Below are 26,336 nucleotides of genomic sequence, written 5' to 3'. Positions count from 1 at the left end.
ACCGCAGCTCACGCTGCACAACCAACCGCCACAGTCAGCTCCTGGAAACGACGCATACCGCGCTCGTCAGTCCTGTTTTGTGGATGAGGAAATTTCATGTCTGAATCATTTGCCGCCCTATTCGAAGAATCACTGACGCGCACGGAAATGCGCCCAGGTGAAGTCATCACCGCTGAAGTCGTGCGCATCGAGCACAACTTCGTTGTGGTCAACGCCGGTCTCAAGTCCGAGTCGTATGTTCCCCTCGAAGAGTTCAAAAACGACCAGGGTGAAGTCGAAGTCCAGGTCGGCGACTTTGTCTCCGTGGCCATCGGCTCCATCGAAAACGGCTACGGCGACACCATCTTGTCCCGCGACACCGCCAAGCGTTTGGCTTCGTGGATGTCCCTCGAAAAAGCCCTGGAATCCGGCGAGTTCGTCACTGGCGTGACCAGCGGCAAAGTCAAGGGTGGCCTGACTGTTTTGGTCAACGGCATCCGCGCTTTCCTGCCCGGCTCTTTGGTCGACACACGTCCCACCAAAGACCTGTCTCCCTATGAGAACAAGACCCTGGAATTCAAGGTCATCAAGCTCGACCGCAAGCGCAACAACGTGGTGCTGAGCCGCCGCGCTGTGGTGGAAGCCTCGATGGGCGAAGAGCGCGCCAAGCTGATGGAAACATTGCGCGAAGGCTCCATCGTTCACGGTGTGGTCAAGAACATCACCGAATACGGTGCGTTCGTGGACTTGGGCGGCATCGACGGCCTGTTGCACATCACCGACATGGCATGGCGCCGTGTCCGTCACCCTTCCGAAGTGGTCACTGCCGGTCAAGAAATCACCGCCAAGATCCTCAAGTTCGACACCGAGAAAAACCGCGTGTCCTTGGGCCTCAAGCAAATGGGCGACGACCCATGGATGGGCGTGAACCGCCGCTACCCACAAGGCACCCGCATGTTCGGCAAGATCACCAACATCGCCGACTACGGCGCGTTTGTGGAACTCGAACCCGGCATCGAAGGTCTGGTGCACGTGTCTGAAATGGACTGGACCAACAAGAACGTGGCCCCTTCCAAGATCGTGGCTCTGGGCGACGAAGTCGAAGTCATGGTCCTCGAGATCGACGAAGACAAGCGCCGCATCAGCTTGGGCATGAAGCAGTGCCGTGCCAACCCATGGCAAGAGTTCGCTCAGAACACCAAGCGCGGCGACCGCGTGAAGGGCCCAATCAAGTCGATCACCGACTTCGGCGTGTTCGTGGGCTTGGCTGCCGGCATCGACGGTTTGGTGCACTTGTCTGACTTGTCTTGGAACGAAACCGGCGAAAACGCCGTGCGCGAATTCAAGAAGGGTCAAGAAGTCGAGGCTTTGGTCTTGGCTGTGGACGTGGACCGCGAGCGCATCAGCTTGGGCATCAAACAGCTCGACTCCGATCCTTTCACCACCTTCACCTCCATCAACGACAAAGGCCAAACCGTCACCGGCAAGGTCAAGACTGTGGATGCCAAGGGCGCTGAAATCGACCTGGGCGAAGACATCGTCGGCTACCTGCGCGTGTCTGAAATCTCGCGTGACCGCGTGGAAGACGCCAGCCATGTGCTGAAAGTCGGCGACGAAGTCACTGCAGTCGTGGTGAACGTGGACCGCAAGACCCGCAACATCCAGCTGTCGATCAAAGCCAAGGATCAGGCTGACCAGCAAGAAGCCATGGCTTCGCTGTCGCAGCAATCCAAGACTGAAAACGCTGGCACCACCAGCCTGGGCGCTCTGTTGCGCGCCAAGCTGGACAACAACTGAAGTGACCGTTAAGCGTTGAGCGTTTGACGTTGAGCGAAGTGCAGGGGTTAACTGCCCTTTTCGCTCAACGCTCAACGCTCAACGCCCAACGTCCAACGTCCAACGCACATGACCCGCTCCGATCTGGTTGAAGAACTCGCAGCCCGCTTTGCACAGCTGACCCACCGTGACGCCGAACTGGCCGTCAAAACGGTGCTGGACGCCATGAGCGATGCACTGGTCAAAGGCCACCGCATCGAGATTCGCGGCTTTGGCAGTTTTTCCATCAACCGCCGCCCACCTCGTGTCGGCCGCAACCCCCGCTCCGGCGAGAGCGTGCAAATCCCGGAAAAACGGGTTCCCCATTTCAAACCCGGAAAAGCCCTGCGCGAGGCCGTGGATGCGGGTACCTTGAGCCACATCACAGCCACAGCACCGCCAAAACCATGAAGCCCTGCATGTGCTTCTGAAGAACTGCGCATTGGCTTGAATGGACAGACCGTCCGATTCAAGGTGCCCCTTTAGAATGGTTTCAGTCCCAGAGGTCCATTCATGAAACGCCTGATCCGGTTACTTCAGTGGCTGCTCAAAGCCGCTGTTTTTTTTACCCTGTTTGCTTTCGCGCTGAACAACCAGCAAGAAACGCGTGTGAACTTCTTTTTCAGCACTTACTGGTCTGCGCCCATGGTGCTGGTCGTGCTTTCAGCTTTCACGCTGGGCGTGGTAGTCGGCGTGTTGGGCATGGTGCCACGCTGGTGGCGTGAACGCCAAGCCGTCAAACAGAACACGCCTGCCGCTGCCGCTGCCACTGGCAACACAAAGGTGCTCCATGGAGCTTGATCTGACTTGGATTTTGCTGGGTCTGCCAGCCGCTTTTGCTTTGGGCTGGATCGCATCCCGCATGGATTTGCGCCAGATGCGCATGGCCAACCGACAAGCTCCGCGCGCCTATTTCAAGGGTCTGAACTACCTGCTCAATGAGCAACAAGATCAGGCCATTGACGCCTTCATCGAAGCGGTCCAAAACGACCCTGACACCTCGGAGCTGCACTTTGCACTGGGCAATTTATTCCGCCGACGCGGTGAATACGATCGTGCCGTCCGTGTTCACGAACATTTGCTGTCCCGCGCCGACATCAGCACTGCAGACCGGCAAAGGGCGCAACACGGTTTGGCACTTGACTTCCTGAAAGCAGGCCTGCTCGACCGGGCTGAAGAAGCCCTGCGTAAACTCGAAGGCACGGCTTACGAAGGGCAGGCGCGTCTGGCGCGCATGGCCATTTATGAGCGCTCGCGCGAATGGCCCGAGGCCTTTGCGATGGCGCAACTGCTGGAAACTTCGGGTGAAGCCAACTTCGGTATCCGCATGGCGCATTACCGTTGCGAGCAAGCCCGTGAAGCGGTACAACAAGGCGACATGGACAAAGCCATGGACTTGCTGACACAAACCCTGAGAAAACAGCCAGAAGCGCCCAGACCGCGCATATTGCTGGGGCAACTGCAAATGAACCAAGGCCAGGCGCAGACGGCTTACGCTACTTTGGTTGGCCTGTTTGAGCGCAACGACACGGCCGCACCACTGGCTGCAGCGAGCTTCGTCAAGGCGGCTCAAGCTTGTGGCATGTTGGAAGCGGCACGCGATGTGCTGCAAACCCATTACCTGAAGCAGCCTTGCATTGATGTTCTGGACGCCATCACTGCACTCGATCACGCCCTGCAGGCAGACCCTGCCTCTTTGCACTCTGCAGCGTCAGAGCGCTATCTGAACCATCTGCAAAAACAGCCTTCATTGATGGCAGCCACACGCTGGCTGATGGGTGATCGAGAGGGCAGCGCTGATTTACCCGCTCCGGTTCAAAAAGCACTGGAACACGCCACCAAGCCACTGGCTCGCTACCGCTGCGCGGCATGTGGATTCGAAGCCAAAGAACACTTCTGGCATTGTCCCGGCTGCCAAGCCTGGGACAGCTATCCCCCCAGACGCGTCGAGGAACTCTGAAAAAACCGTCAGCAGTCCGGCACCCAGTGCCATGACTGCCGACCACGCGGCTCATTCGCCGAGGTAGGCTGCACGCACCTTGGGGTCTTCGAGCATGTCCTTGCCCACGCCGGTCATGGTGATGAGGCCGGAGTCCATCACATAACCGCGATCGGCAATGGCCAAAGCACGGCTGGCGTTTTGCTCGACCAGCAGGACCGTGACGCCTTGGGCGTACACATCGCGCACCACTTCGAAGATTTTGTCGACCATGATGGGCGACAAACCCATGGACGGCTCATCGAGCAGCAGGACCTTGGGGCGGCTCATCAGGGCGCGGCCCATGGCCAGCATTTGCTGCTCACCACCGGACATGGTGCCCGCCAGCTGGTCCTTGCGTTCGCGCAGACGCGGGAAGATGGTGAACATCTTCTCGATGTCATCCGCAATGCCTGCGGCGTCCGAGCGGATGTACGCGCCCATTTGCAGGTTTTCGGTGATGGTCATGCGGGTGAACACGCCACGGCCTTCCGGCACCATGGCCAAGCCTTGCTTGACCAGGTCCCACGGGCCCTGACCTTGGATGCTCTTGCCCAGGTACTCGATGTCACCGGCCTGCAAAGGCAAAGTGCCCGTGATGGCTTTCATGGTGGTGGTTTTGCCCGCACCGTTGGAGCCGATCAGCGACACCAGTTCGCCTTCGCGCACTTCGAGGCTCACGCCCTTGACCGCCTGAATGCCGCCGTAGCCGACTTGCAGGTCTTTGACTTTCAAAAGAACATTGGCCATCTCAGTGCCCTCCCGTGCCCAGATAGGCTTCAATCACTTTTTCATTCTTCTGCACATCGGCAGGCGTGCCCTCGGCAATCTGTTTGCCGTAGTCGAGCACGGTGACGCGGTCACACAGGCCCATGACCAGCTTCACATCATGCTCGATCAGCAAGATGGTGCGGTTGTCCTTGCGGATTTGGTCGATCAGCTCGCGCAGCTGCACTTTTTCGGTGGCGTTCATGCCGGCAGCGGGCTCATCCAGCGCGATCAACTGCGGGTCGGTGGCCAAAGCACGGGCAATCTCCAGGCGACGTTGATCGCCATAAGACAGCGTACGGGCCTTGTAGTCGGCATATTTGCCAATGCCCACGTAGTCGAGCAACTCTTGCGCACGTTGGGCAATGGCCGCTTCTTCGGCCTTGAAGCTGGGCGTGCGGAAAATCGCGCCCAGCAAACCCGAGTGGGTGCGCACATGGCGACCCACCATCACGTTTTCGAGCGCCGTCATTTCAGCGAACAGGCGGATGTTCTGGAAAGTACGGGCAATACCGGCCTTGGCGACTTCGTGCACGGCTGTGGGCTGGTAGGGCTTGCCTGCCAGCTCAAAGGTGCCACTGTCGGGCGTGTACAGGCCCGTGATCACGTTGAAGAACGTGGTCTTGCCTGCGCCGTTGGGCCCGATCAGGCCATAAACCTGTCCGCGTTGAATGGTCATGCCCACGTCAGTCAAGGCTTGCAAACCACCAAACCGCTTGGAAATGCCCGAGACGTTGAGGACGGTGTCTTTGTTGGCTGTTGGATTCATGTTCTGCTCCTTCATTTCGTCTTGAGCGATTTGCCATGCTCAGGCGAAGGCCACAGCCCACGAGGACGCATCAACATGATCACAATCATGGCCAGCGCCACCAGCAATTGGCGCAAGATGGCCGAGTCCAAACGACCACCCGTCATTTCCTGCAGTGGGCCTGCCACGTAACGCAGCACCTCGGGCAAAGCGGACAGCAAGATCGCACCCAAAATCACGCCAGGCAAGTAGCCCAAGCCACCCAGCACCACCATGGCCACGATCATCACCGACTCCATCAAACTGAAGGACTCGGGCGAGATGAAGCCCTGAAAACCAGCAAACATGGCCCCCGACACACCGCCAAAAGTGGCACCCATGCCAAAAGCCAGCAGCTTGAGGTTGCGGGTGTTCAGGCCCATGGCTTTGGCGGCAATTTCGTCTTCACGAATGGCCATCCAGGCGCGGCCAATGCGGGAGACCTCCAGGCGGTGCGAAATCACAATCGTCACCAGCACCAGACTCAAGAACAGGTAGTAATAGAGCGAGACCGAAGCGATTTCAAAATCGCCAATCACCAGCTTCTTGCCCAGATTCAGGCCAAAAATCGAGATCGGATCAATCTGGTCCAGGCCTTTGGGGCCGTTGGTGATGTTGACGGGGTGGTCCAGGTTGTTCATGAACACACGGATGATTTCGCCGAAACCCAAAGTCACGATGGCCAAATAGTCACCGCGCAACTTGAGCGTGGGCGCCCCCAGCAGCATGCCAAACAGACCGGCCAGAGCCGCTCCCACCGGCACGATCAGCCAGATGGGCATGTGCATGCCCTCCGGGAACATGGCAGCCATGGTGGTGAAAGTGTTGGTCAGATGCGGCGACGAGAGCAAACCGTACATGTAGGCCCCCACCGCAAAGAAGGCCACATAACCCAAGTCCAACAAACCGGCATAGCCCACCACGATGTTCAGGCCAATGGCCAGCAAGATGTAGAGCAAGGCCATGTCGGCGATGCGCACCCAGGCGTTACCGAAAATCTGCAGAATCAAAGGCAAGGCGATGAGCGCTGCACCGATCAGGATGGTTTGAAGTGTTTTGTTGTTTTTCATGTTCGCCTCCATCAAGCGCGATCGGCCACACGCTCACCCATCAGGCCCGAGGGGCGCAGGGTCAACACGATGATCAGCACAATGAACGCAAAAATATCGGTGTAGTGGCTGCCCAAAACGCCGCCCGTCAAGTGGCCGATGTAACCCGAGCCAATCGCTTCAATCAGACCCAGCAAAATGCCGCCTATGACCGCACCGGACAGGTTGCCAATACCGCCAAACACCGCAGCGGTGAAAGCCTTGAGGCCAGGCAAGAAGCCCATGGCGTGTTGCGCCGTGCCGTAGTTGGAGGCGTACATCACGCCCGCAATGGCCGCCAAAATGGCCCCAATCACGAAAGTGGCCGAAATCACCATGTCGGGTTTGACGCCCATGAGACCCGCCACACGGGGGTTCTCGGCAGTCGCCCGCATGGCGCGGCCCAGGCGGGTGTAATTGACCAGCCACATCAAGATGGCCAACGACACGGCCGTGACGCCCAAAATCATGATTTGGGTGGGCGTGATGACCACGCCACCCATGTTGATCGGGGTGCTGGACAGCAGTGTGGGGTAGGCCTTGTAGTTGGGCTTCCAGATGATCATGGCCAGGGTCTGCAGCAAGATGCTCATGCCGATCGCAGTGATCAGGGGGGCCAGTTTGGGGCTGTTGCGCAAGGGCCGGTAAGCGATTTTTTCAATCGAATAGTTCAAGACCACGGCCACCACACACGCAATCAGCGTGGCCAGGATCAGGATGACCCATCCTGGTGCACCGGGCATGGCGTCACGCATCATGCCGATGGCGGACCAGCTCGTCAGAGCCCCCACCATCAGCACTTCACCGTGTGCAAAGTTGATCAAGTTGATGATGCCGTACACCATGGTGTAGCCCAAGGCCACCAAGGCGTACATGCTGCCCATGACCAGGCCGTTGATGACCTGCTGGAAGAAGACGTCCATATATTTCTCCGTGTTTTGACCTGCGCTTAGCGGGTCTACGCGTCGGTTGTTGTTCTCATATCAAGAATCACCTTTTGGGTGGGTCCTGACAACTAGCAAAAACCCCGCCAGATTTACGCGTCATCGGGCGGGGTGGCGGGATTGTAGTGAAAGAAAGTATCGTGTCAGCATTCAAGGGGCTCAGGACTTACCCTGTGCCGACGTTTTTCTTTCGCAGTTCTTCCAATTTGTCGGCAATTTTGATTTCCAAGCCCCTGCGTACCGGTTTGTAGAAGCCGGGTTCAGGCATGCCTTCTGGCAAATAACGCTCACCCGCGGCAAAACCATCCTCTTCGTCATGGGCATAGCGGTAGCCTTTGCCGTAATCCAGCTGCTTCATGAGTTGGGTGGGCGCATTGCGCAAATGCATGGGCACCGGGCGCGTGCCGTCTTTTTTGACCCAGGCCTTGGCTTGGTTAAAAGCCTTGTAAGCGGCGTTGGACTTAGGGGCAACGGCCAGATAAATCACACACTGGGCCAGCGTCAACTCGCCCTCTGGGCTGCCCAGGCGCTCGTACACCTCGGCCGCGTCCAGGGCCATGCGCAGCGCGCGCGGATCGGCCAGGCCAATGTCTTCGCTGGCCATGCGGATCAGTCGTCGGGCCATGTAGCGTGGGTCCGCACCGCCATCGAGCATGCGCACGAACCAATAGAGGGCTGCATCGGGGTCGGAACCGCGCACCGATTTGTGCAGGGCGCTGATCGTGTCATAAAACTGTTCGCCGCCTTTGTCGTAACGGCGCATGCGCTCGCCCAACACGCGCATCAGCCAAGCGTCTGTCACCGGGTCAATGGCCTCTTGCTTGGCGGCCATGGCCAAGGTTTCCAGCGTATTGAGCAAGCGCCGGGCATCGCCATCGGCATAAGCCAACAGCCGGGCCAGCGCTTCGGCCTCAATGGCTGGGATCGCGTGGATGGCCTGCGCCCGCACGACGATGCTGCGCAAATCGTCCTCGGACAAGGGCTGCAGCACATAAACTGCCGCCCGTGAAAGCAAGGCCGAGTTGACCTCGAACGAAGGGTTCTCGGTGGTGGCCCCTATGAAGGTGAACAAGCCACTTTCAACATGGGGCAAGAAGGCGTCTTGCTGGCTTTTGTTGAAGCGATGTACCTCGTCCACAAACATGATGGTGCGTTGCGGGTGCAGCCCGGTGCGCGCCGCCTCGGCCTTTTCAACCGCTTCGCGGATGTCCTTGACGCCGCCGAGCACGGCGCTGATGCTCAGAAACTGCGCGTCGAAGGCATCGGCCATCAGGCGAGCGATGGTGGTTTTGCCCACGCCGGGTGGTCCCCACAAAATGCAGCTGTGCGGCTGTCCGGATTCAAAAGCCAAACGCAGGGCCATGCCCTCGCCCAGCAAATGCTGCTGACCGATGACTTCACCCAGGTTCTGGGGGCGCAAGCGTTCGGCCAGTGGCGCGTGGGGTGACAAGGGGGCGTTCATCACAGGACCCTGCACGCGTCAAGGCTTGATGACATCGGCACCCGCCGGGGGCTTGAAAGCAAAGGTACTGGCGGGCAAATTCGGGTTGAGCTCAAAGGCGGAAAAGGTCAGCAAAGAGCGTTGTCCGAGACTGTCTTGCACGTCAAGCACGGCCAACTCGGGGCCGACGGCGCTGACACGTAAACCGACCATGACCGAGCGAATGGGGCCATCCCGCTGCACAGGGGTGGCGCGCACCCATTGCAAACCACCCTGCTCAGGCTCGGGACTGAACTGAAAGTCGGCTTGCAGGGCCTGCAAGTCGGAGGCGGCCGTCAGCAAAGCAGCCGGGGTCGAACCCAGCACCTGCGATTGCGCACGGGCTGTGACCTGATTCAGATCCACATCGTGCAACCACAGGGTCTGACCATCGGCCAGCAGGGTTTGCACAAAAGGTTTGCGGTAATCAAAGCGGAACTTGCCTGGGCGCTGGAATTCGAAACGGCCACTCGATGTTTTGGCACGCGGAGTCTGGCCCGCACGGCTGGGTGAGGAGACGACCTGGGTGAAGTCGGCACGACCGCTGCGGGCCTGCTTCATGAACTGGGCCAAAAGATCGACCCCATCGGCCTGAACGGGAACGTTCAAGGCCAGCACAGCCACGGTCAACAGGCCCTTGCCCAGAAAGGCGAGCGCAGTGCGGCGCGACCAAAAATGACTTTTCATCGGTTTCACTCTGCCCGTGCGGGCACCAAAATTTCACGCTGACCACTGCCGCTCATGGCACTGACCAGACCGGCTTTTTCCATGTCTTCGACCAGCCGCGCTGCGCGGTTGTAGCCGATCTTCAGGTGGCGCTGCACCAGCGAAATGCTGGCCTTGCGGTTCTTCAAAACCACCTCGACGGCCTGGTCGTACATCGGGTCTTTTTCGGCGTTATCGCCTTCGCCCAGCATGCCACCGTCGTCGTCGGTTGTGCCGCCTTCCAGCACGCCTTCAATGTAATCGGGCTCGCCCTGGCTCTTGAGGTAGCTCACCACGCGGTGCACCTCTTCGTCGCTGACAAAAGCGCCGTGCACCCGGATCGGGAAACCCGTGCCCGAGGGCATGTAGAGCATGTCACCCATGCCCAGCAGGGCTTCCGCTCCCATCTGGTCGAGGATGGTGCGGCTGTCGATCTTGCTGGACACCTGGAAGGCGATGCGGGTCGGGATGTTGGCCTTGATCAGGCCGGTGATCACGTCCACGCTGGGGCGCTGGGTGGCCAAAATCAAATGGATACCGGCGGCGCGGGCCTTCTGGGCCAAACGCGCAATCAGCTCTTCGATCTTCTTGCCCACCACCATCATCAGGTCGGCCAGCTCGTCGATCACCACCACGATGTGCGGCAAGCGCTTGAGGGGTTCCGGATCGTCCGGGGTCAGGCTGAACGGGTTGTAGATGAACTCTTCGCGGGCCGTGGCTTCGTCGATCTTGACGTTGTAACCGGCCAAGTTGCGCACGCCCATCTTGCTCATCAGCTTGTAGCGCTTTTCCATCTCGGCCACGCACCAGTTCAGGCCGTGCGCGGCCTGTCGCATGTCGGTGACCACCGGGGCCAGCAGGTGCGGAATGCCTTCGTAGACAGACATTTCCAACATCTTGGGGTCGATCATGAGCAGACGCACATCACGCGCTTCGGCCTTGTAGAGCAGCGACAAAATCATGGCGTTGATACCGACCGACTTGCCCGAACCGGTGGTACCGGCCACCAGCACATGCGGCATCTTGGCCAGATCGGCCACCACCGGGTTGCCGATGATGTCTTTGCCCAAGCCCATGGTCAGCATGGACTTGGCTTCGTGGTAGACCTGTGAGCCCAATATCTCGCTCAGCTTGATCGACTGGCGTTTGGCGTTGGGCAATTCCAGCGCCATGAAGTTTTTGCCGGGAATCGTCTCAATCACCCGGATGGACACCAGACTGAGCGAACGCGCCAGGTCTTTGGCCAGATTGACCACCTGGGAGCCTTTGACACCGGTGGCCGGTTCGATCTCGTAACGCGTGATCACCGGGCCGGGGGCGGCCGCAACCACGCGCACTTCCACACCAAAATCCTTGAGCTTTTTCTCGATCAGGCGGCTGGTCATCTCCAGCGTCTCGGGGGACACGGTTTCTTGCCGGACATTCAACGCATCGAGCAAATCTACCTGCGGCAGCTTGCTGTCAGGCATGTCGGTGAACAAGGGTTTTTGCCGCTCCTTGACCACCCGTTCACTGCGGGGCACGTCCATCACCCCGGGCTCGATCACACGGGGCGCGGACTTGACCGGCGGCACAGGCACACCGGGCAAATCCAGTTGGCCCTCGGACGGGGTGTTCATCACTGTGTCCAAGTCCCACTCTGGTTCTATCGCCAAAGGGGTCAAGGCCTGTTCTCGTTCGCGCAGAGCCTGCTGACCCAAAGCCATGTCCTCTTCGATCTCGCGTTTCTCATGGCGTGACTGAATCAGGGCATCCAGACGGGCACCAATGTTTTCTGCCACTTGCCCCCATGAAAACCGGAACACCAAGGCCACCCCGACCAGTGCCGACACAATGCCCAGCAAAGCTGAACCGTTGAAACCCAGCCACATCACCGTGGCCGAACCCACCAAATACCCCAGCACCCCGCCACTGTGTCCCGGCAAACCCGACTCCAACCGATGCAGGCGAGACCACTCCATGGCGCAACTGGACAGCATCAATATCAGCAGGCCGAGCCAAAACACCCAAAGACGTCCCTGCCATGCAGTTCGTTCCGGGTGTGCGTCCTTGGGGGGTACACCGCGCAACCATCGCGCCAGAGCCACCAACCAGACCCGAAAACCAGCGGCCAGGCACCACCACACCGAATACCCCATCAAAAAGTAAGCCAAGTCGGCCACCCAGGCCCCCCATTTACCCACCCAATTGCGCACGACTTCACCACTGCCCGAGGTGGACCAAGCCGGGTCTTGGGGCTGGTAGCTCCACAGGGCCAAGACCAGCCATAACAGCAGCCCAGCGCCCAGCAACAGGAGGATTTCCTGGGCAAAGCGAGACCACAGGGACTGCGGCGCTTGCGCAACCGCTGGGCCCGTGGCCCCGTGGGTCAGTGTGTTCAATGAATAAGTCATAAATCAGGTTGCGAGCTTACCCGATCAATGGCTTGGGCATCGCCGTCATGAGGTCCAAAGCATTTGTTACCAAAGTTACGTCGGCAAAGCCTTCGCGCCCACTGTTTTTGTCCGTTTCTTACAATAGACATTGATTGTTTTATTCGCTCTTAGTTTCTCCACCGGATGGCCCATTCCATGTCGACCACTACACAACACGCACAAGTCCTGATTCTCGGCTCCGGCCCTGCCGGTTACACCGCTGCCGTTTACGCCGCCCGTGCCAACCTGAAACCCCTGCTGATCACCGGCATGGCCCAGGGCGGCCAGCTCATGACCACCACCGAAGTGGACAACTGGCCCGCTGACGTGCACGGCGTGCAAGGCCCCGAGCTGATGCAGCGTTTTCAGGAACATGCCGAACGCTTCAACACCCAAATCGTGTTTGACCACATCCACACCGTCAACCTGACCCAACGCCCTTTCACCCTGACCGGTGACAGCGGCACCTACACCTGCGACAGCCTGATCATCGCCACAGGCGCTTCGGCCAAATACCTGGGCCTGCCGTCCGAGACCGCCTTCATGGGCCGGGGCGTGAGCGGCTGCGCCACCTGCGACGGTTTCTTCTACCGCGAGCAACTGTGCTGCGTGGTCGGCGGCGGCAACACCGCCGTCGAAGAAGCGCTGTACCTGTCCAACATCGCCAGCAAGGTCTATCTGATCCACCGCCGTGACAAATTCAAGGCCGAACCGATTTTGGTGGACAAGCTGATGGAAAAAGTCGCCGCAGGCAAGATCGTTCTCAAAACCTTCCAGACCCTGGAAGAAGTGCTCGGTGACGCGACGGGTGTGACCGGCGTGCGCCTCAAAAGCACGGTGGATGGCAGCCTGGAGGACATCGAACTCAAAGGCTGCTTCATCGCCATCGGCCATGCCCCCAACACCGAGATTTTCCAGGGCCAGCTGGAGCTGGAAAACGGCTACATCGTGACCCAGAGCGGCCTCAAAGGCTTTGCCACCCAGACCTCGGTGCCCGGCGTGTTTGCCGCTGGCGACGTGCAAGACCATGTGTACCGCCAGGCCATCACCAGCGCGGGCACAGGCTGCATGGCGGCGCTGGATGCACAGCGTTTTCTGGAACAGAACAACAGTTAAAGCCCTGCAGCCATCGCGCTAGCAACGAATCCTTAGCCCTGCGGACCGTCGGTTTTCAGCCAACGAATGCCGAACGGGCGCTGGGGGTGCCTGCCGGGGTGATGTGGCAAAGCGAAGCGCCTCTGAACCCCGGCAGGCACCCCCAGCGCCCACCCACCAAGAGCAAAACTCCCCAAGGTTAAGGACACCCCCCAAAAAGCCCCCGCTTTCTGGCTATAATCCAAGGCTTTGCTGGATCTGCCTGGATTGTCATTCGGGATCACAGGACCAGCGATCTGGGATACCGCCACCCATCTTGGCGAGGTGAGGCTGGAACGCCAGGCCCTATGCACATGTGCATGAGACCCATCGGCACCAGCTGTTTTAAAAGTATCGGAGTGTCCACATGGCACGCGTTTGCGACGTAACGGGCAAAGGCCCAATGACCGGGAACAACGTTTCCCACGCCAACAACAAAACCAAGCGCCGGTTCTTGCCGAACCTGCAATACCGTCGTTTCTGGGTAGAAACAGAAAACCGTTGGGTGCGTCTGCGCGTTTCCAGCGCTGCTCTGCGCCTGATCGACAAAAACGGCATTGATGCCGTGCTCGCAGACCTGCGCGCACGCGGTCAAGCCTAAACCCAGAACATTAGGAGTCATCTACCATGGCAACCAAAGGCGGACGCGAAAAAATCAAGCTGGAATCCACAGCTGGCACTGGTCACTTCTACACGACCAGCAAAAACAAAAAAACCATGCCCGAGAAAATGTCGATCATGAAGTTCGACCCCAAAGCTCGTAAGCACGTTGAATACAAGGAAATCAAGCTGAAGTAATTCGGCCTGAGCCTTCAATGCAAAAACCCGCTGCATGCAGCGGGTTTTTTTACGTCCAATTGGGCATCCTCGGTTGGCTCTTGCAGAGCTCGCAGCTTTAGCCCTCAACGCGCCTCGACCCATCGACACCAGAAACACACAGCCTGGGTTGACCCAACAAACATGCATTGCCCTTGTTGACAAAACACGCCAGCCCCAAAACAAACAGGGCCCGAAGGCCCTGCTGGTTGAAAGGGTGCGAAGAAAATCAGGCCATCTGACGCACTGCGCGCAACTTCACAGAGAAATCACGCAAGGCGGCGATACCGCTTTCTTCGGCACGACGACACCACGCTTGCAAATCGGTCGCCAGTTGCTCACGGGAATGCGAGGTGTTCAGCCAGATCTGGCTGAGTTCTTCACGCATCTGAACCATCTTGTCGAGCACCGGGCTGGCAGCACGGGCTTTACTGAGCTGAGCCAAAGCGTCTGCGGGCACTTTGGCCACATCACGGTGCAACCAACGGTTGGCCGCCTGTATGACGCTGGCATCCACCTTGAGCTTGCTCGCCTCTTGCTGCAACACGCTGTGCAGGTTACGGGCGTAATTGGCCATGACTTCGTAACGGTTGGCAATCAGGGCCTCCAGCGTCTTCTCATCGGCCACAGGACGGATATCGCCGTAGGCCAGTCGAGGGGCTGTCTTTTTAACCGTGGCCAAACCCAAGGTTTCAAGCACCCGGATGTAAAGCCAACCAATGTCAAATTCGTAAGGCTTGACCGACAGCTTGGCCGAGGTGGGGTAAGTGTGGTGGTTGTTGTGCAACTCTTCGCCACCGATCAGGATGCCCCAAGGCGAAATATTGGTGCTGGCGTCGTGCGCCTCGAAGTTGCGGTAACCCCAGTAGTGGGCGGCACCATTGATGATGCCGGCCGCCGTGATTGGGATCCAGGCCATTTGCACCGCCCAAACCGTCAAGCCCAGGAAGCCAAACAAGGCCACATCAATGATGAGCATGAGGGCCACACCTTGCCAAGAAAAGCGGGTGTAGAGATTGCGCTCGATCCAGTCGTCGGGCGTGCCATGGCCGTAACGCTTCATGGTTTCCAGATTTTTGGATTCCTTGCGATACAACTCAGCCCCGGTGAACAGCACCGTCTTGATGCCGTAAACATGAGGGCTGTGAGGGTCTTCGGCTTGTTCACATTTGGCATGGTGCTTGCGGTGAATGGCAGCCCACTCCTTGGTGACCTGACCGGTGGTCAGCCAAAGCCAGAAACGGAAAAAATGTGAAGGAATCGCATGCAAGTCCAGGGCGCGGTGCGCCTGATGGCGGTGCAAGAAAATGGTCACACTGGCAATGGTGATGTGGGTCAGGGCCAACGTGATCAGCACCATCTGCCACCAAGACAAATCGAACAGGCCATGGCCCATCCATTGAACCAACGCATCTAAAAAAGCCCAATCAGGCAACAACATGAGTCTGTCTTTCTACTGGCGCCTGAATTCAGGCAATTCTTCGATTTTAAGATTTCTGCCCCAAAAAGGACAGCCATTTCGACCGAATTGGCAAACAAAGAGTCAAAAAGGATTTACTTTCTGACCCATGCAGCGGCAAAAAAGCCGTCTGTAGCATGGCGATGAGGCCACAGCCTGAGGAACGTACCGGCAGGCGAGGCATCGGGGTGGGCATCGCCCGATGGGGCCGGTGAGCAAAGGCTGGCGGCTTGAGGCACCTTGAGCCTGTCGAGCTCTTGGGCCACGTTCAACGGCACAAAGTCAGGATTTGCAGCACTGAAAGCTTGCGCGACCCGCTCGTTTTCTTCTGGCAACACGCTGCAGGTGGCATACACCAAACGACCGCCCGACTTGACCATGCGGGAAGCACTTTGCAAGATGGCTTGCTGCTTTTCAGTCAGCTCTTGCACAGCTTGGGGCTTCTGGCGCCATTTCAAGTCCGGGTTGCGGCGCAAGGTACCCAGGCCCGAGCAAGGGGCATCGACCAGCACGCGATCGATCTTGCCGGCCAGTCGCTTGACGCGGTCATCGCGCTCGTGCGCAATGGCCGCCGGGTGCACATTGGACAGGCCACTGCGGGCCATGCGGGGTTTCAGCGCGTCCAGTCGGTGTCCCGAGACGTCAAATGCGTACAAACGGCCGGTGCTGCGCATGGCCGCGCCCAGTGCCAGCGTTTTGCCGCCTGCACCGGCACAAAAGTCCACCACCATTTCACCCCGGTGCGCGTCGACCAGCAAGGCCAGCAACTGCGAGCCCTCGTCTTGCACCTCGATGGCACCGCGGGTGAAGGCATCGGTCTTTTGCAAAGCCGGTTTGCCTTGCAGACGCAAACCCCAAGGGGAATAAGGTGTGGGCTGCGAGGCAATGCCGGCCTGGGCCAGCTCTTTTTGAATGTCACTGCGCTTGGCGTTGAGCATGTTCACACGCAGGTCCAGCGTGCCGGGTTGCTGCAAATGCTCTGCCAAGGCCCAGAAGTCTTCGCCCAGCTGCGCTTGCAAGGCTTGCGCCATCCAGTCGGGCAGATTGTGGCGGTGCGGGGCCATCAAGGCATCGGCAGGAATGGCGTCGCAAGCGGCCAGCCATTGCTTTTCGGTATCGCTCAGCGCGGCCGCCAGAAAATCACGGGGGCCAAAAAAGCCCAAAATTGCCAGCTTGCGCTCTTTGGCACCTGACCCCGATCGGGCCAGCTGCTCAAACAGTAATTTTTTGCGCAAAACTGCAAAAGCGGTTTCGGCCAGGGTGGCGCGTTCGCGAGGCCCCAATGCGCGGTGTTCGCGAAAATAACGCGAAACCACAGCATCGGCGGGATGTTCAAATTGGAGAACCAGCCTGACCAGATCGGAGCAGGCGTCTAAAAGGGCTTTTGGATGCATAAGCCGTATTGTCCCATCCCTGCCCTTGCCGCCGATATGTCCCCTGATCGACCTTTTTTCAAACTGCCATACCAACCGCCATGTCCGAACCCCTTTCACCCCTGATCGAAACGCCCAAAGGCCTGTACAAGCATTACAAAGGTGGCCTGTACCGTGTATTGGGCACCGCCCGCTACAGCGAAGACCTGCAAGCCATGACGGTGTACCAGGCACTTTATGGCGAACAAGGCCTCTGGGTGCGGCCTGCGGCCATGTTTGCGGATGTGGCCGAGTTCAACGGAAAGGTACAGCCACGCTTTGAGCGCATTGGCGACTGAATACCAAGCAGACACTGGCTTTTGCCCCACAGGACGGGCTCACGAAGGGCATGCTTTCAGAGGCAACCACCCAAGAAGCCGCCTCATGACAAGGCAGGCGCTTGGACTGCGGTGTGCTGACGCTGGCCGTCAGCGCAGGCTGAGCACCCGCCGTTCGGCAAAGCGCCATTGAAAGGCCACAGAAGGCAACTCAGTGCGCCTGCTCCCAGTTCGGTCCAAAGCCCACCTCGGCCAAAAGCGGCACCTTCAGATCGGCCACGCCCGCCATGATGCGCGGCACCTCGGTGCGCACCCACTCGACTTCTGATTCGGGCACCTCAAACACCAATTCATCGTGCACCTGCATGATGACTTTGGTCGCCTTGCCTTGTTCGTCCAGCGCCTTTTGCACCGCGACCATGCTCAGCTTGATCAGGTCAGCCGCCGTGCCCTGCATGGGCGCGTTGATCGCGGCGCGTTCGGCCCCTGCGCGGCGCGGGCCGTTGGGGCTGTTGATCTCGGGCAGCATCAGGCGGCGGCCAAACACGGTCTCGACATAACCCTTGGCCTTGGCTTGCTGACGGGTGTCGTCCATGTAACGCTTAACGCCCGCAAAGCGCTCAAAGTAGCGGGTGATGTAGTTCTTGGCCGCCGTGTTGTCGATGCCCAAAGCCTTGGCCAGACCGAAGGCACTCATGCCGTAGATCAGGCCGAAGTTGATGGTCTTGGCGTAACGGCGCTGCTCGCTGCTCACCGTGTCGGGCGTCGCGCCAAACACCTCAGCGGCAGTGGCTTTGTGCACGTCCAGACCTTCATGAAAGGCTTTGAGCAATGCCGCATCGTCGCTCAGGTGCGCCATGATGCGCAGCTCAATCTGGCTGTAGTCGGCGCTGGCAATCACGCAGCCTGCAGGGGCCACAAAGGCCTCGCGCACCTTGCGCCCTTCGGCGGTGCGGACCGGGATGTTTTGCAAGTTGGGCTCGTTGCTCGACAAACGGCCGGTGACGGCCACCGCTTGGGCGTAATTCGTGTGCACACGGCCCGTGCGCGGCAAAGCCAGTTGCGCCAGCTTGTCGGTGTAAGTGCCTTTGAGCTTGGCCAGGCTGCGGTGCTCCAGGATGCGGGCGGGCAGAGGGTAGTCTTCCGCCAATTTTTCCAGCACTTCTTCGTCGGTGCTGCGCGCGCCCGTGGCGGTTTTCTTGATGACGGGCAGGCCCAGCTTGTCAAAAAAGATCTCGCCCAGCTGCTTGGGGCTGGCCAGGTTGAAAGGCTGGCCGGCGATCTCGTAAGCCTCGGTTTCGAGCTGCACGATGCGCTCGCCCAGCGCCTGGCTTTGCGCGGCCAGTGTGGGTGCGTCGATCAGCACGCCGTTGCGCTCAATGCGGTACAGCGATTCGCTGGTCTTGATTTCGAGGTCGTAAACGTACTTCAGGCCTGCATGCGCCTCGATCTGCGGCCACAGCGCCAAGTGCACGTCCAGGCACTGGTCGGAGTCTTCGCAGGAGTAGTGCGCGGCTTTGTCCACATCGACCTGCGCAAACGGGATCTGGTGCGCGCCCTTGCCGCACAGGTCTTCGTAAGTCACGCCCCGGCGGCCCACATGCCGCTCGGCCAAACTGCTCAGGCCGTGTGGCTTGTGCACTTCGAGCACATAGCTTTCCAGCATGGTGTCGTGCGCGTAGCCCTGCACCTCGATGCCATGGTTGGCAAACACATGGCGGTCGTATTTGATGTTCTGACCCAGCTTGTGGCGGGCAGGGTTTTCGAGCCAGGGCTTGAGCTTGGCCAGCACATCGGCCAGCGGCAGCTGCTCGGGCGCACCGGGGCCGTTGTGGGCCAGCGGGATGTAGGCCGCCTCGCCCGGCGTAACGCTCAGCGAGATGCCCACGATCTCAGCGCGCATGGCGTCCAGAGACGTGGTTTCGGTGTCGATGGCCGTGAGGGGTGATTGCTCGATGCGGGCCAGCCAGGTGTCAAAAGCGGCCCAGTCCAGCACCGTGTCGTATTTCAAGTCGCCTTGCACGGCGCTGGCGGCACTGTCCAACTCAGGCAATGCCGCAGGTTCGTCGGCCGAAGCCTCGCCAAACAAATCTCCCATGCCTGTGTCTTTGGGCTTGATGGTTTTGGCCTTGGCCGCAGGCGCAGGCATGGCCCCACCCAGCGATTGCACCAGCCCTTTGAAACCATAGGTCTGGTAAAAATTCAGCAGCTTGTCTTTGTCAGGCGCATGCAAGTGCAAGCTGGCGAGCGACGGCAGATCAGGCACCCAACCATTCAGGTCGCAGTCGGTTTTCATGGTCACCAGCGCCCGGCCCTTGGGCAGCCAGTCCACCGCCTGGCGCAGGTTCTCACCCGCCACGCCCTTGATCTCGTGGGCGTGTTCCATCAGCTTGTCGAGCGAGCCGTATTCCAGCAGCCACTTGGCAGCGGTCTTCGGGCCTACCTTATGCACACCAGGCACGTTGTCCACCGGGTCGCCCACCAGGGTCTGGTAGTCGATCATCAGCGACGGCGGCACACCAAACTCTTCGGTCACGCCCGCCACATCGCGCACCTTGCCGTTCATCGTGTCGATGATGGTGATGTGCTCGTTGACGAGCTGGCTCAGGTCCTTGTCGCCGCTCGACACCGTCACCTCAACGCCCTGCTGGGCCGCGATGTGGGCCAGCGTGGCGATCACGTCATCGGCCTCCACCCCCGGCACGTCCAGCACGGTCCAGCCCATCAGGCGCACCAGCTCATGGATCGGCTCGATCTGCGTGCGCAAATCGTCGGGCATGGGGCTGCGGTGGGCCTTGTACTCGGGGTACATCTCGTCGCGGAAAGTCGGGCCTTTGGCGTCGAACACGCAAGCGGCATAAACGGCGGGCACATCCTTGCGCAGCCGCTCCATCATGTTGATCATGCCGCGAATGGCACCCGTGGCCGCGCTCGTCGGGTCGCCGGGCACGGCCCGCAGATCGGGCATAGCATGGAAGGCGCGGTACAGGTAGCTGGAGCCGTCGACCAGCAGCAAGCTGGGTTTGACGGGGATGCTGTCGGGTGTCGTGGCGGGGGCGGTGCCGGGGGTGTTTTCACTCATCCCCCGATTGTGCATGCGTCAAAGTGAGTGTCACGCACTGCTGAATCGAATAATGATCAGGTGAATTCGCTTTACATTAAGGAAACGCCATTTTTAGCCCCATGACACAAGACTTGTTTTCCCAAAGCTGGCTCAATAACACCTTGCTTGACGATGGTTTATTGCCCAAAAAGCCACCCAACTGGTCTCAACACACGCCCACCATGGTCTGCATACATGGCTACAGAGCCACTTTGCTGCATCCACGCTAGCGGTGTACAACGAAGCGCAGCTGGAAGAAAAATTCATCGCACCTTTGTTGACGCACCTCGGATGGGGCAAGTGCTACCAAGTTGGCATCACCGTGCAAGGCAAATTTGCCAAACCTGACTACTGCTTAACGGTCGACCCCGCGCAAGAAACCGCACTCATTACGCACAAAGATCACAAGCTGATTACCGCCATTTGCGAGTCCAAGGCTTGGAACAAAAAACTCGACACCGGCAAAGCTGACGCGAAAGACAATCCGCACCACCAACTGCAGGGCTACCTCAGCACATTGAGGGTGCGCTTTGGTTTTTTGACCAATGGACGCCATTGGCGCGTTTACGACACAGACAAAATCACCGCCAAGAAAACCTACATCGAATTTGACCTCGAAGCCATCGTGGCGCTCGATGCCGGACCTGAACAAGATAAAGCGCTGGCCCTGTTCGCCTTTTTCTTTGGCAAAGACACCTACACCCCGACCACGCCTGGGGGCCAAGCCAGCGCCATCTCGCAAACCATAGCCGCCTCAGCCGACTTCACCTTAGAAGTCGAAGAAAACCTCAAAGCGGTGATTTACGGCTACGCAGGCGAGGATTCGCTGTTCCAAATCATGGGCAAAGCCATCGCAAGGGCCAACCCCAAAGCCAATTTGAGCCACGTTTACGAAAACAGTGTGGTGCTCTTGTTTCGCTTGCTCTTTGTCGTCTACTTTGAAGACAAAAATGCCGCCTTGCTGCAAGCCCACCCGTTCTACCAACGCTACAGCTTGGCCCAAATCTTTCAAAGCCTGCGACATCAGCCCGCTGAACGCGAAGCGCTGCACGATGGCGTTTACGCACTCAAACAACTGTTTGAAATGCTCGACGAGGGTGCTGAAGACATTGACATTCCCCTTTTCAACGGTGGCCTGTTTGACCCCACGCGTGCACCGCTGCTGCTGACCCCAAAAATATTTGACAACGCCACCCTGCGCCAACTGCTAGAAAAGCTGCTCTACAAAACGCACCGTGGCGACACCCTGTTTGACACCAAGCGTGACTTCAAAAACATGAGCGTCACCCATCTTGGTCGCATCTACGAAGGTTTGTTGGAATTTCGTTTTGAACGTGCGACCGAAAACGCCGTCTACCTCGAATACGAAAGCAACACCACCAAAGGCAAAACCTTCGAAGCCTACTTTGACGCCTACGACCAAGCCCTCATTCGCAAAGAAAAAGGCTTCAAGTCTTGGCGCGAAATCAATATCAAAAAAGGCGAGGTGTTTCTCAAGAGCGCCAACAACTCCCGCAAAACCACCGCCAGTTACTACACCGAGCCAGTACTGTCACAGCCCTTGGTCAAAGCCAGCATTGATCGCGCCCTGCAAACCGCCCAAACCAACGGCAACAACGATGGCCGCGCCTTCATGGACTTGCGCATCCTAGACAACGCCTGCGGCAGTGGCCACTTCTTGGTTGAGCACTGGGCCACCTCACCGACTTGGCACTTGCCCGCCTTGACACCGACACGGTGCTGCAAGAACTGGTCAGCCAAGAGCGCAGCAAAATCAGCAAACAGCTCAAATTCTTAAACCTCGCCTACGAGCCCGAAGACGCCCAAATTTTGAAACGTGCGCTGCTCAAGCGCTGCATCTTTGGTGTGGACTTGAACCCGTTCGCAGTCGAACTGGCCCGCCTGTCGTTGTGGATGGACAGCTTCATCTTTGGCACGCCACTGTCGTTCATCGAGCACCATGTGCAGCACGGCAACTCGCTCATGGGGGCCAGCGTTCAAGACTTTATCAACTTCAACGCCACAGAAGCCAGCCAAGACGACTTGTTTGTGGAGAACCTGGGCGCACGCTTTGACGACTTGCGTAGCGTCATGCAATCGCTGGACGCCATGCGCGACACCACGGCCGAAGAGGTGGAGCAGTCCAAAGCGCTGTGGAAAAACGACATTGCCCCCAAACTCAACTTGCTCTCGCGTGCGCTGAGCTTTGTGTGCACAGGCCGCGCCATGCAAGCCGAAGGCAAATTCAAAGAGTGGGAAGCACTCAAGAAAACCCCCAACATCCTGAGCCAGTTGTTTGACGAAAGCACCAAAAAAAGCGCAGCGCTCAAACAGGTCGAAGCCTACGCGGCCCGCTACCATTTCTTTCATTTTGAAGTGGCCTTCCCCGAAGCCTTTGCCGGTGGCAAACGCGGCTTTGACATCATTGTGGGAAACCCGCCTTGGGACAAAACCAAGTTTGCCGACACCGACTTTTTTCCGCAGTACCACAGCAACTACCGCAGCCTTAAAAACACAGAAAAAGCAGCGGTACAAAAACGCCTGCTGCTCAGCCCTCACATTGCCGAGGCCTACGAAGCAGCACAACGTGACATGGCAGTGGCGGACGATTACTACACAGCTGCTTCACCGCTCAACAAAGGAGCTGGCGATGGCAACTTGTTCCGTTTGTTTGTAGAGCGCAACTTAGGGCTGCTGGTGCACGGTGGAAATTTAAGTTATGTGCTGCCCAGTGCTTTGATGTTTGAGGAGGGTTCAACGATTCTTCGAAAACACATTTTCAGACATTGCCAGATACCGTTTTTCTACAGCTTTGAGAACCGCAACAGTCTCTTTTCCGGTGTGGACTCGCGCTACAAATTTGCCTTGATGCAAATCGTCAACACTCCCCCCAGCACCGAAGCGGGTCAACCCGATGCGGTGATTGACACAGCCTTTTACGTGCTCGACCCAACTGAGCTCGACAGACCTGAGCGCCACGTGCCTTATTCACTGGCAACGGTCAAGGCGCTATCGCCAGAACATTGCGCACTGATGGAACTGCGCGATGGCAGCGACTTGCCCATTTTGAAGAAGTGCTACGCCGCGTTTCCAGCTTTGTCTGAAAGCTGGCTGAATTTCAGGCGCGAGCTGCACATGACCGACGACAAAGATTTATTTGTCGAACAAGCCGCCACGGGCCTACTGCCCTTGTACGAAGGCAAGATGATTTGGCAATACAGCCATGTGTTTGATACGCCGCAGTACTGGCTCAACGCAGACGCTTTTGACAAACGCATGCACAGCAAAGAACTACACCGCATGGCCCAAGATTTGGGCGTGCCCAAAACCGAAATTGCGAAACATTCTGATGCCGTGCGCTACGACCGCGAATTCATGCGAATCGGCTTTAGAACTGTGGCGCGTGACACAGACGAGCGCACTTTGATTTTTTCGTTGCTACCGAAAAACAGCGGCTCTGGACACTCGATGTTTCTGAACACGCCCAAGACCTATGCGCTCAATGCAGAAGGTCACGTCATTGTGCAAGCCGTGTCACCACTTCGCCTGCTGTTTGCATTGGCGTGGTTCAACAGTGTGCCAATGGATTGGCTGGCGCGGCAAATGATTCAAATCAATGTGAGCCAAACCTACCTCTATCGCCTGCCCATGCCCCAGCCCACGGACGAGGAAATTCGCAGCAACCCTGCCTACGCCCAGCTGGCTAAAAATGCGTTGTTGCTGACGTTGGCAGCTCCCAGTCCGCAAGTGTGGAACGACTTCTGCGAACTTGCCCCCTTGTTCAATGTGCACAAGAAAGATGTGCCAATGACCGCCAAAGCCCAAGACGTCCTGCGCGCTGAAAACGACCAACTGGTGGCCAAGGCCTATGGCATCACCCCATCCGAGCTGGCCCACATGCTGGCCAGTTTCAAAGTTATGGCCAATAAACGGCCTGAATACGTGGCCCTACTTGAATGATGTTCACCCTGAAGGGCTGGGCTCTAACCGCTTTGTTTGGCGTTGTGTGGCGTTAAAGGGGATTACAAACAGCACCCTTTCACCATGGCTGACCTTGTCCTGCAACGAACTGGCCAGACGGCCAAATCAGCCCGGAATATCGGGCTCCACCAAGTTGGCCAGCTGGGCCAGGGATTCTTGGCAACCGAGGTAACACATCTCCAACGGAATCACGTCCGGAATGCCGCTTTGGGTGATGCTGACCTCCGTTCCGCAAAGCACAGGCTTGAGAGAGATGGTCACTTCCAGCACGCCCGGCAGATTCGGGTCGTCGAACTTGTCCGTATACCGAATGCGTTCATGGGGAACGCGTTCAAGATACTCTCCGCCAAACGAATGGCCGTTGCCCGTCGAAAAATTGTGAAACGACATGCGGAACGTGCCGCCCACACGCGGCTCCATGTGGTGGACCTTGCAGGTAAAACCATAAGGTGGCAGCCATTTACCCATCGCATCGGCATCGAGAAAGGCGCGATAGACCTTCTCGGGCGAGGTTTTGAGCACCCGATGCAGGCGAACGGTGCGGTCAGATGTGCTGTCGGATGGGTGGTCTGGCATGGGTAACTCCTGTTTGCAGTGGGCGTGAAGTGAATGAAGTTAACACGCGCAAGCCAACCACCCGGCCTTTCTTGTCCAGTGTTGAGACAGTAAAATGCATTACATACAATGCAAAACTTAAAAATACTCTAAAATGCATTGCATAGGATGCAAAAATGAACCTGAATGACATTGGCCAACACATCGCACAAGCCCGCAAACGCCAAAAACTGACCCAAAGCAGTCTGGCAACCCAACTGGGCATGAGCCGCGCCACGCTGTCGGGCATCGAAAATGGCACCGTGGCTGAAATCGGCATCCGCAAAGTACTGTCTCTTTGCGCCGCCTTGGGTCTGGAGCTGGTGGCCCAAGAGAAAACCCGCCGACCGACCTTGCAACAACTCATGAAAGAACAAAGCGATGCTTGACGTTCATGTGGCATCTCAAAAAGTGGGCCGTGTGTTCAAGCCCGAGTCCGAACCGGACAAATTCCACTTTGGCTATGAAGACGCCTGCCCGCCAGAAATGGCCGTGTCGCTGAGCATGCCCGTGGTGCGCGAACACTACGCCTCGGCCAACAAATCGCTGCACCCCGTCTTTGACATGAACTTGCCCGAAGGTGCTCTGGCTGAGCGCCTGCGCCTGGAGTTCAGCAAAGTCATACCCCGCTACGATGCCCTGGCTCTGCTCCAAATCGTCGGCCGCTCCCAAATTGGCCGCCTGCGCTTTGCCCTGCCCGGCGACAGTGCTGTCGATGTGCCCGGTGAAAACCTGAACGACCTGCTGGCCCACGATGGGGCAGAAGGCCTGTTCGAAAGCCTGCTCAACCGCTACGCCGTGCATTCCGGCGTTTCAGGGGCCATGCCCAAAGTGCTGGTGCGCAACGCAGACCTCGGCCGTGTGACCCATCGGGGTGCCACACACATCGTCAAAGCCTGGACACCCGAACACCCCCGACTGGCCGAAAACGAATATTTCTGCATGCGAGCGGCCCTGCATTCAGGGCTGGAAGTGCCGGAGTTCGAACTGTCCCAAAGTGGGCAATTTTTGGTGGTCAACCGTTTTGACCTGACAGACAGCGGCTACCTGGGCTTCGAAGATTTTTGCGTGCTCAACGCCAAAACCGCGATCCAGAAATACGACGGCTCTTACGAAAACATCACCCGGCGCATCCAGGACTTTGTCTCGCCCGAAAACGTGCGCCCGGCCCTGGAAAGCTTTTTCAAAGCTCTGGCTTTGTCGTGCGCTTTAAAAAATGGCGATGCCCACCTGAAGAATTTTGGTGTGCTTTACGACAACGCCGAAAGCGCTGTCCGGCTGGCCCCGATTTACGATCTGGTGACCACCACCGCCTACAAACCCGCCGATATTCTGGCCCTGACCCTGGGCGGCACCAAGCGCTGGCCAAGCGCCAAAGCCCTGATCAGCTTTGCGCGCACCCAATGCCACATGACAGAAAGCCACGCACGGACCCTGCTGGCCCAAGTTGCACAAGGCATGCGACAAGCCCGCGAAGAAGCCCAACGCCACATGGACCAACATGCCGCATTCCAGGCCGTTGGAACAGCCATGCTTGCGCAGTGGACTCAAGGACTGGCGCATTCGCTGCAAACAGCGGGCTCTAGCGACTGACGGGAAAG

At 58.3% G+C, this 26,336-nt stretch carries 23 protein-coding genes; 12 read left to right on the top strand and 11 right to left on the bottom strand.

From position 1 onward, the window contains the following. Nucleotides 1-96: 96 nt before the first annotated feature. The 4 genes from rpsA (at nt 97) to lapB (ending at nt 3,754) form a co-directional block, all read left to right on the top strand. Nucleotides 97-1,776 (top strand): 30S ribosomal protein S1, encoded by a 1,680-nt coding sequence (gene rpsA / locus B9Z47_RS11315; RefSeq protein WP_108331349.1) that lies wholly within the window; start codon nt 97-99, stop codon nt 1,774-1,776. A gap of 51 nt (nt 1,777-1,827) precedes the next feature. After that, nucleotides 1,828-2,205: an integration host factor subunit beta gene (locus B9Z47_RS11310; RefSeq protein WP_255418457.1), complete on the top strand. Its 378-nt coding sequence runs from the start codon at nt 1,828-1,830 to the stop codon at nt 2,203-2,205. 102 nt (nt 2,206-2,307) lie between these two features. Beyond that, on the top strand, nt 2,308-2,595 hold the full coding sequence (locus tag B9Z47_RS11305) for a lipopolysaccharide assembly protein LapA domain-containing protein (protein WP_199226366.1): 288 nt from the start codon (nt 2,308-2,310) through the stop codon (nt 2,593-2,595). Beyond that, complete coding sequence (lapB, locus tag B9Z47_RS11300; RefSeq protein WP_108331347.1) at nt 2,585-3,754, top strand: lipopolysaccharide assembly protein LapB; 1,170 nt, start codon at nt 2,585-2,587, stop codon at nt 3,752-3,754. Before B9Z47_RS11305 ends, lapB begins: the two co-directional genes overlap by 11 nt. 51 nt (nt 3,755-3,805) lie before the next feature. On the opposite strand, the gene B9Z47_RS11295 is transcribed toward lapB, so the two are convergent. The 7 genes from B9Z47_RS11295 to B9Z47_RS11265 form a co-directional block, all read right to left on the bottom strand. Further along, nucleotides 3,806-4,522, bottom strand: a complete 717-nt coding sequence (locus tag B9Z47_RS11295; RefSeq protein ID WP_108331346.1) for an ABC transporter ATP-binding protein — start codon at nt 4,520-4,522, stop codon at nt 3,806-3,808. A 1-nt stretch (nt 4,523) separates the two neighbouring features. Next, nucleotides 4,524-5,309 carry an ABC transporter ATP-binding protein gene (locus tag B9Z47_RS11290; protein WP_233253773.1) on the bottom strand — a complete coding sequence of 262 codons (786 nt, stop codon included), beginning with the start codon at nt 5,307-5,309 and terminating at the stop codon, nt 4,524-4,526. An 11-nt stretch (nt 5,310-5,320) separates the two neighbouring features. Next, entirely contained in the window at nt 5,321-6,397 is a 1,077-nt protein-coding gene (locus B9Z47_RS11285) for a branched-chain amino acid ABC transporter permease (protein WP_108331459.1), read from the bottom strand. 11 nt (nt 6,398-6,408) lie between these two features. Beyond that, entirely contained in the window at nt 6,409-7,338 is a 930-nt protein-coding gene (locus B9Z47_RS11280; RefSeq protein ID WP_108331344.1) for a branched-chain amino acid ABC transporter permease, read from the bottom strand. A 187-nt stretch (nt 7,339-7,525) separates the two neighbouring features. Next, entirely contained in the window at nt 7,526-8,821 is a 1,296-nt protein-coding gene (locus B9Z47_RS11275) for a replication-associated recombination protein A (protein ID WP_108331343.1), read from the bottom strand. 18 nt (nt 8,822-8,839) lie between these two features. Beyond that, nucleotides 8,840-9,526 carry an outer membrane lipoprotein chaperone LolA gene (gene lolA, locus B9Z47_RS11270; protein ID WP_108331342.1) on the bottom strand — a complete coding sequence of 229 codons (687 nt, stop codon included), beginning with the start codon at nt 9,524-9,526 and terminating at the stop codon, nt 8,840-8,842. Nucleotides 9,527-9,531: 5 nt separating this feature from the next. Continuing rightward, entirely contained in the window at nt 9,532-11,937 is a 2,406-nt protein-coding gene (locus tag B9Z47_RS11265) for a DNA translocase FtsK (protein ID WP_108331341.1), read from the bottom strand. A 177-nt stretch (nt 11,938-12,114) separates the two neighbouring features. On the opposite strand from B9Z47_RS11265, the gene trxB reads away from it, so the two are divergent. The 3 genes from trxB (at nt 12,115) to rpmG (ending at nt 13,890) form a co-directional block, all read left to right on the top strand. Beyond that, nucleotides 12,115-13,074: a thioredoxin-disulfide reductase gene (trxB, locus tag B9Z47_RS11260; RefSeq protein ID WP_108331458.1), complete on the top strand. Its 960-nt coding sequence runs from the start codon at nt 12,115-12,117 to the stop codon at nt 13,072-13,074. 385 nt (nt 13,075-13,459) lie between these two features. Next, nucleotides 13,460-13,693 (top strand): 50S ribosomal protein L28, encoded by a 234-nt coding sequence (gene rpmB / locus B9Z47_RS11255; RefSeq protein WP_026039317.1) that lies wholly within the window; start codon nt 13,460-13,462, stop codon nt 13,691-13,693. A 26-nt stretch (nt 13,694-13,719) separates the two neighbouring features. Further along, on the top strand, nt 13,720-13,890 hold the full coding sequence (rpmG, locus tag B9Z47_RS11250) for a 50S ribosomal protein L33 (protein WP_006298735.1): 171 nt from the start codon (nt 13,720-13,722) through the stop codon (nt 13,888-13,890). A 247-nt stretch (nt 13,891-14,137) separates the two neighbouring features. On the opposite strand, the gene B9Z47_RS11245 is transcribed toward rpmG, so the two are convergent. Next, nucleotides 14,138-15,349, bottom strand: coding sequence for a fatty acid desaturase (locus tag B9Z47_RS11245; protein ID WP_108331340.1), 1,212 nt, complete (start codon nt 15,347-15,349; stop codon nt 14,138-14,140). Between the two features lie 113 nt (nt 15,350-15,462). Continuing rightward, nucleotides 15,463-16,761: an RsmB/NOP family class I SAM-dependent RNA methyltransferase gene (locus tag B9Z47_RS11240; RefSeq protein WP_108331339.1), complete on the bottom strand. Its 1,299-nt coding sequence runs from the start codon at nt 16,759-16,761 to the stop codon at nt 15,463-15,465. An 80-nt stretch (nt 16,762-16,841) separates the two neighbouring features. Here B9Z47_RS11240 and B9Z47_RS11235 point away from each other — a divergent pair, with 80 nt between their 5' ends. Further along, nucleotides 16,842-17,078 (top strand): DUF1653 domain-containing protein, encoded by a 237-nt coding sequence (locus B9Z47_RS11235; protein ID WP_108331338.1) that lies wholly within the window; start codon nt 16,842-16,844, stop codon nt 17,076-17,078. Nucleotides 17,079-17,268: 190 nt separating this feature from the next. Here the strand turns inward: B9Z47_RS11235 and polA are convergent, their stop codons facing one another. Beyond that, nucleotides 17,269-20,139: a DNA polymerase I gene (gene polA, locus B9Z47_RS11230; RefSeq protein WP_233253771.1), complete on the bottom strand. Its 2,871-nt coding sequence runs from the start codon at nt 20,137-20,139 to the stop codon at nt 17,269-17,271. A gap of 253 nt (nt 20,140-20,392) precedes the next feature. Between polA and B9Z47_RS11225 the strand changes: the two genes are divergently transcribed. Then, the gene (locus tag B9Z47_RS11225; RefSeq protein WP_108331337.1) at nt 20,393-21,958 is read left to right on the top strand and encodes a hypothetical protein; all 1,566 of its coding nucleotides are present in this window, start codon (nt 20,393-20,395) and stop codon (nt 21,956-21,958) included. Further along, nucleotides 21,868-24,120, top strand: a complete 2,253-nt coding sequence (locus B9Z47_RS11220; RefSeq protein ID WP_146185784.1) for a hypothetical protein — start codon at nt 21,868-21,870, stop codon at nt 24,118-24,120. The genes B9Z47_RS11225 and B9Z47_RS11220 overlap by 91 nt, the downstream gene beginning before the upstream one ends. A 126-nt stretch (nt 24,121-24,246) precedes the next feature. On the opposite strand, the gene B9Z47_RS11215 is transcribed toward B9Z47_RS11220, so the two are convergent. After that, nucleotides 24,247-24,717 carry an SRPBCC family protein gene (locus B9Z47_RS11215; protein WP_108331335.1) on the bottom strand — a complete coding sequence of 157 codons (471 nt, stop codon included), beginning with the start codon at nt 24,715-24,717 and terminating at the stop codon, nt 24,247-24,249. Nucleotides 24,718-24,872: 155 nt separating this feature from the next. Between B9Z47_RS11215 and B9Z47_RS11210 the strand changes: the two genes are divergently transcribed. Beyond that, a complete protein-coding gene (locus B9Z47_RS11210; protein ID WP_199226364.1) occupies nt 24,873-25,124 on the top strand; it encodes a helix-turn-helix domain-containing protein in 252 nt (83 codons plus the stop codon). Beyond that, nucleotides 25,117-26,328 (top strand): type II toxin-antitoxin system HipA family toxin, encoded by a 1,212-nt coding sequence (locus tag B9Z47_RS11205; RefSeq protein WP_108331334.1) that lies wholly within the window; start codon nt 25,117-25,119, stop codon nt 26,326-26,328. Before B9Z47_RS11210 ends, B9Z47_RS11205 begins: the two co-directional genes overlap by 8 nt. Nucleotides 26,329-26,336: the final 8 nt, after the last annotated feature.

The sequence above is a fragment of the Limnohabitans sp. 2KL-1 genome (genome assembly GCF_003063435.1).
Lineage (GTDB): Bacteria > Pseudomonadota > Gammaproteobacteria > Burkholderiales > Burkholderiaceae_C > Limnohabitans_A.
Note: the sequence above shows the minus strand (reverse complement) of the source record. Positions and strands in the feature narration are given on the sequence as shown.

Bases quoted from the DNA above. Each gene is read 5' to 3' on its own strand.
- lolA (WP_108331342.1), bottom strand. From the start codon at position 9,526: ATGAAAAGTCATTTTTGGTCGCGCCGCACTGCGCTCGCCTTTCTGGGC.
- trxB (WP_108331458.1), top strand. From the start codon at position 12,115: ATGTCGACCACTACACAACACGCACAAGTCCTGATTCTCGGCTCCGGC.
- B9Z47_RS11275 (WP_108331343.1), bottom strand. From the start codon at position 8,821: ATGAACGCCCCCTTGTCACCCCACGCGCCACTGGCCGAACGCTTGCGC.
- B9Z47_RS11285 (WP_108331459.1), bottom strand. From the start codon at position 6,397: ATGAAAAACAACAAAACACTTCAAACCATCCTGATCGGTGCAGCGCTC.
- B9Z47_RS11245 (WP_108331340.1), bottom strand. From the start codon at position 15,349: ATGTTGTTGCCTGATTGGGCTTTTTTAGATGCGTTGGTTCAATGGATG.
- B9Z47_RS11290 (WP_233253773.1), bottom strand. From the start codon at position 5,309: ATGAATCCAACAGCCAACAAAGACACCGTCCTCAACGTCTCGGGCATT.
- rpmB (WP_026039317.1), top strand. From the start codon at position 13,460: ATGGCACGCGTTTGCGACGTAACGGGCAAAGGCCCAATGACCGGGAAC.
- B9Z47_RS11305 (WP_199226366.1), top strand. From the start codon at position 2,308: ATGAAACGCCTGATCCGGTTACTTCAGTGGCTGCTCAAAGCCGCTGTT.
- B9Z47_RS11215 (WP_108331335.1), bottom strand. From the start codon at position 24,717: ATGCCAGACCACCCATCCGACAGCACATCTGACCGCACCGTTCGCCTG.
- B9Z47_RS11240 (WP_108331339.1), bottom strand. From the start codon at position 16,761: ATGCATCCAAAAGCCCTTTTAGACGCCTGCTCCGATCTGGTCAGGCTG.
- B9Z47_RS11280 (WP_108331344.1), bottom strand. From the start codon at position 7,338: ATGGACGTCTTCTTCCAGCAGGTCATCAACGGCCTGGTCATGGGCAGC.
- B9Z47_RS11205 (WP_108331334.1), top strand. From the start codon at position 25,117: ATGCTTGACGTTCATGTGGCATCTCAAAAAGTGGGCCGTGTGTTCAAG.
- lapB (WP_108331347.1), top strand. From the start codon at position 2,585: ATGGAGCTTGATCTGACTTGGATTTTGCTGGGTCTGCCAGCCGCTTTT.
- B9Z47_RS11210 (WP_199226364.1), top strand. From the start codon at position 24,873: ATGAACCTGAATGACATTGGCCAACACATCGCACAAGCCCGCAAACGC.
- B9Z47_RS11235 (WP_108331338.1), top strand. From the start codon at position 16,842: ATGTCCGAACCCCTTTCACCCCTGATCGAAACGCCCAAAGGCCTGTAC.
- B9Z47_RS11265 (WP_108331341.1), bottom strand. From the start codon at position 11,937: ATGACTTATTCATTGAACACACTGACCCACGGGGCCACGGGCCCAGCG.
- polA (WP_233253771.1), bottom strand. From the start codon at position 20,139: ATGAGTGAAAACACCCCCGGCACCGCCCCCGCCACGACACCCGACAGC.
- B9Z47_RS11295 (WP_108331346.1), bottom strand. From the start codon at position 4,522: ATGGCCAATGTTCTTTTGAAAGTCAAAGACCTGCAAGTCGGCTACGGC.
- rpsA (WP_108331349.1), top strand. From the start codon at position 97: ATGTCTGAATCATTTGCCGCCCTATTCGAAGAATCACTGACGCGCACG.
- rpmG (WP_006298735.1), top strand. From the start codon at position 13,720: ATGGCAACCAAAGGCGGACGCGAAAAAATCAAGCTGGAATCCACAGCT.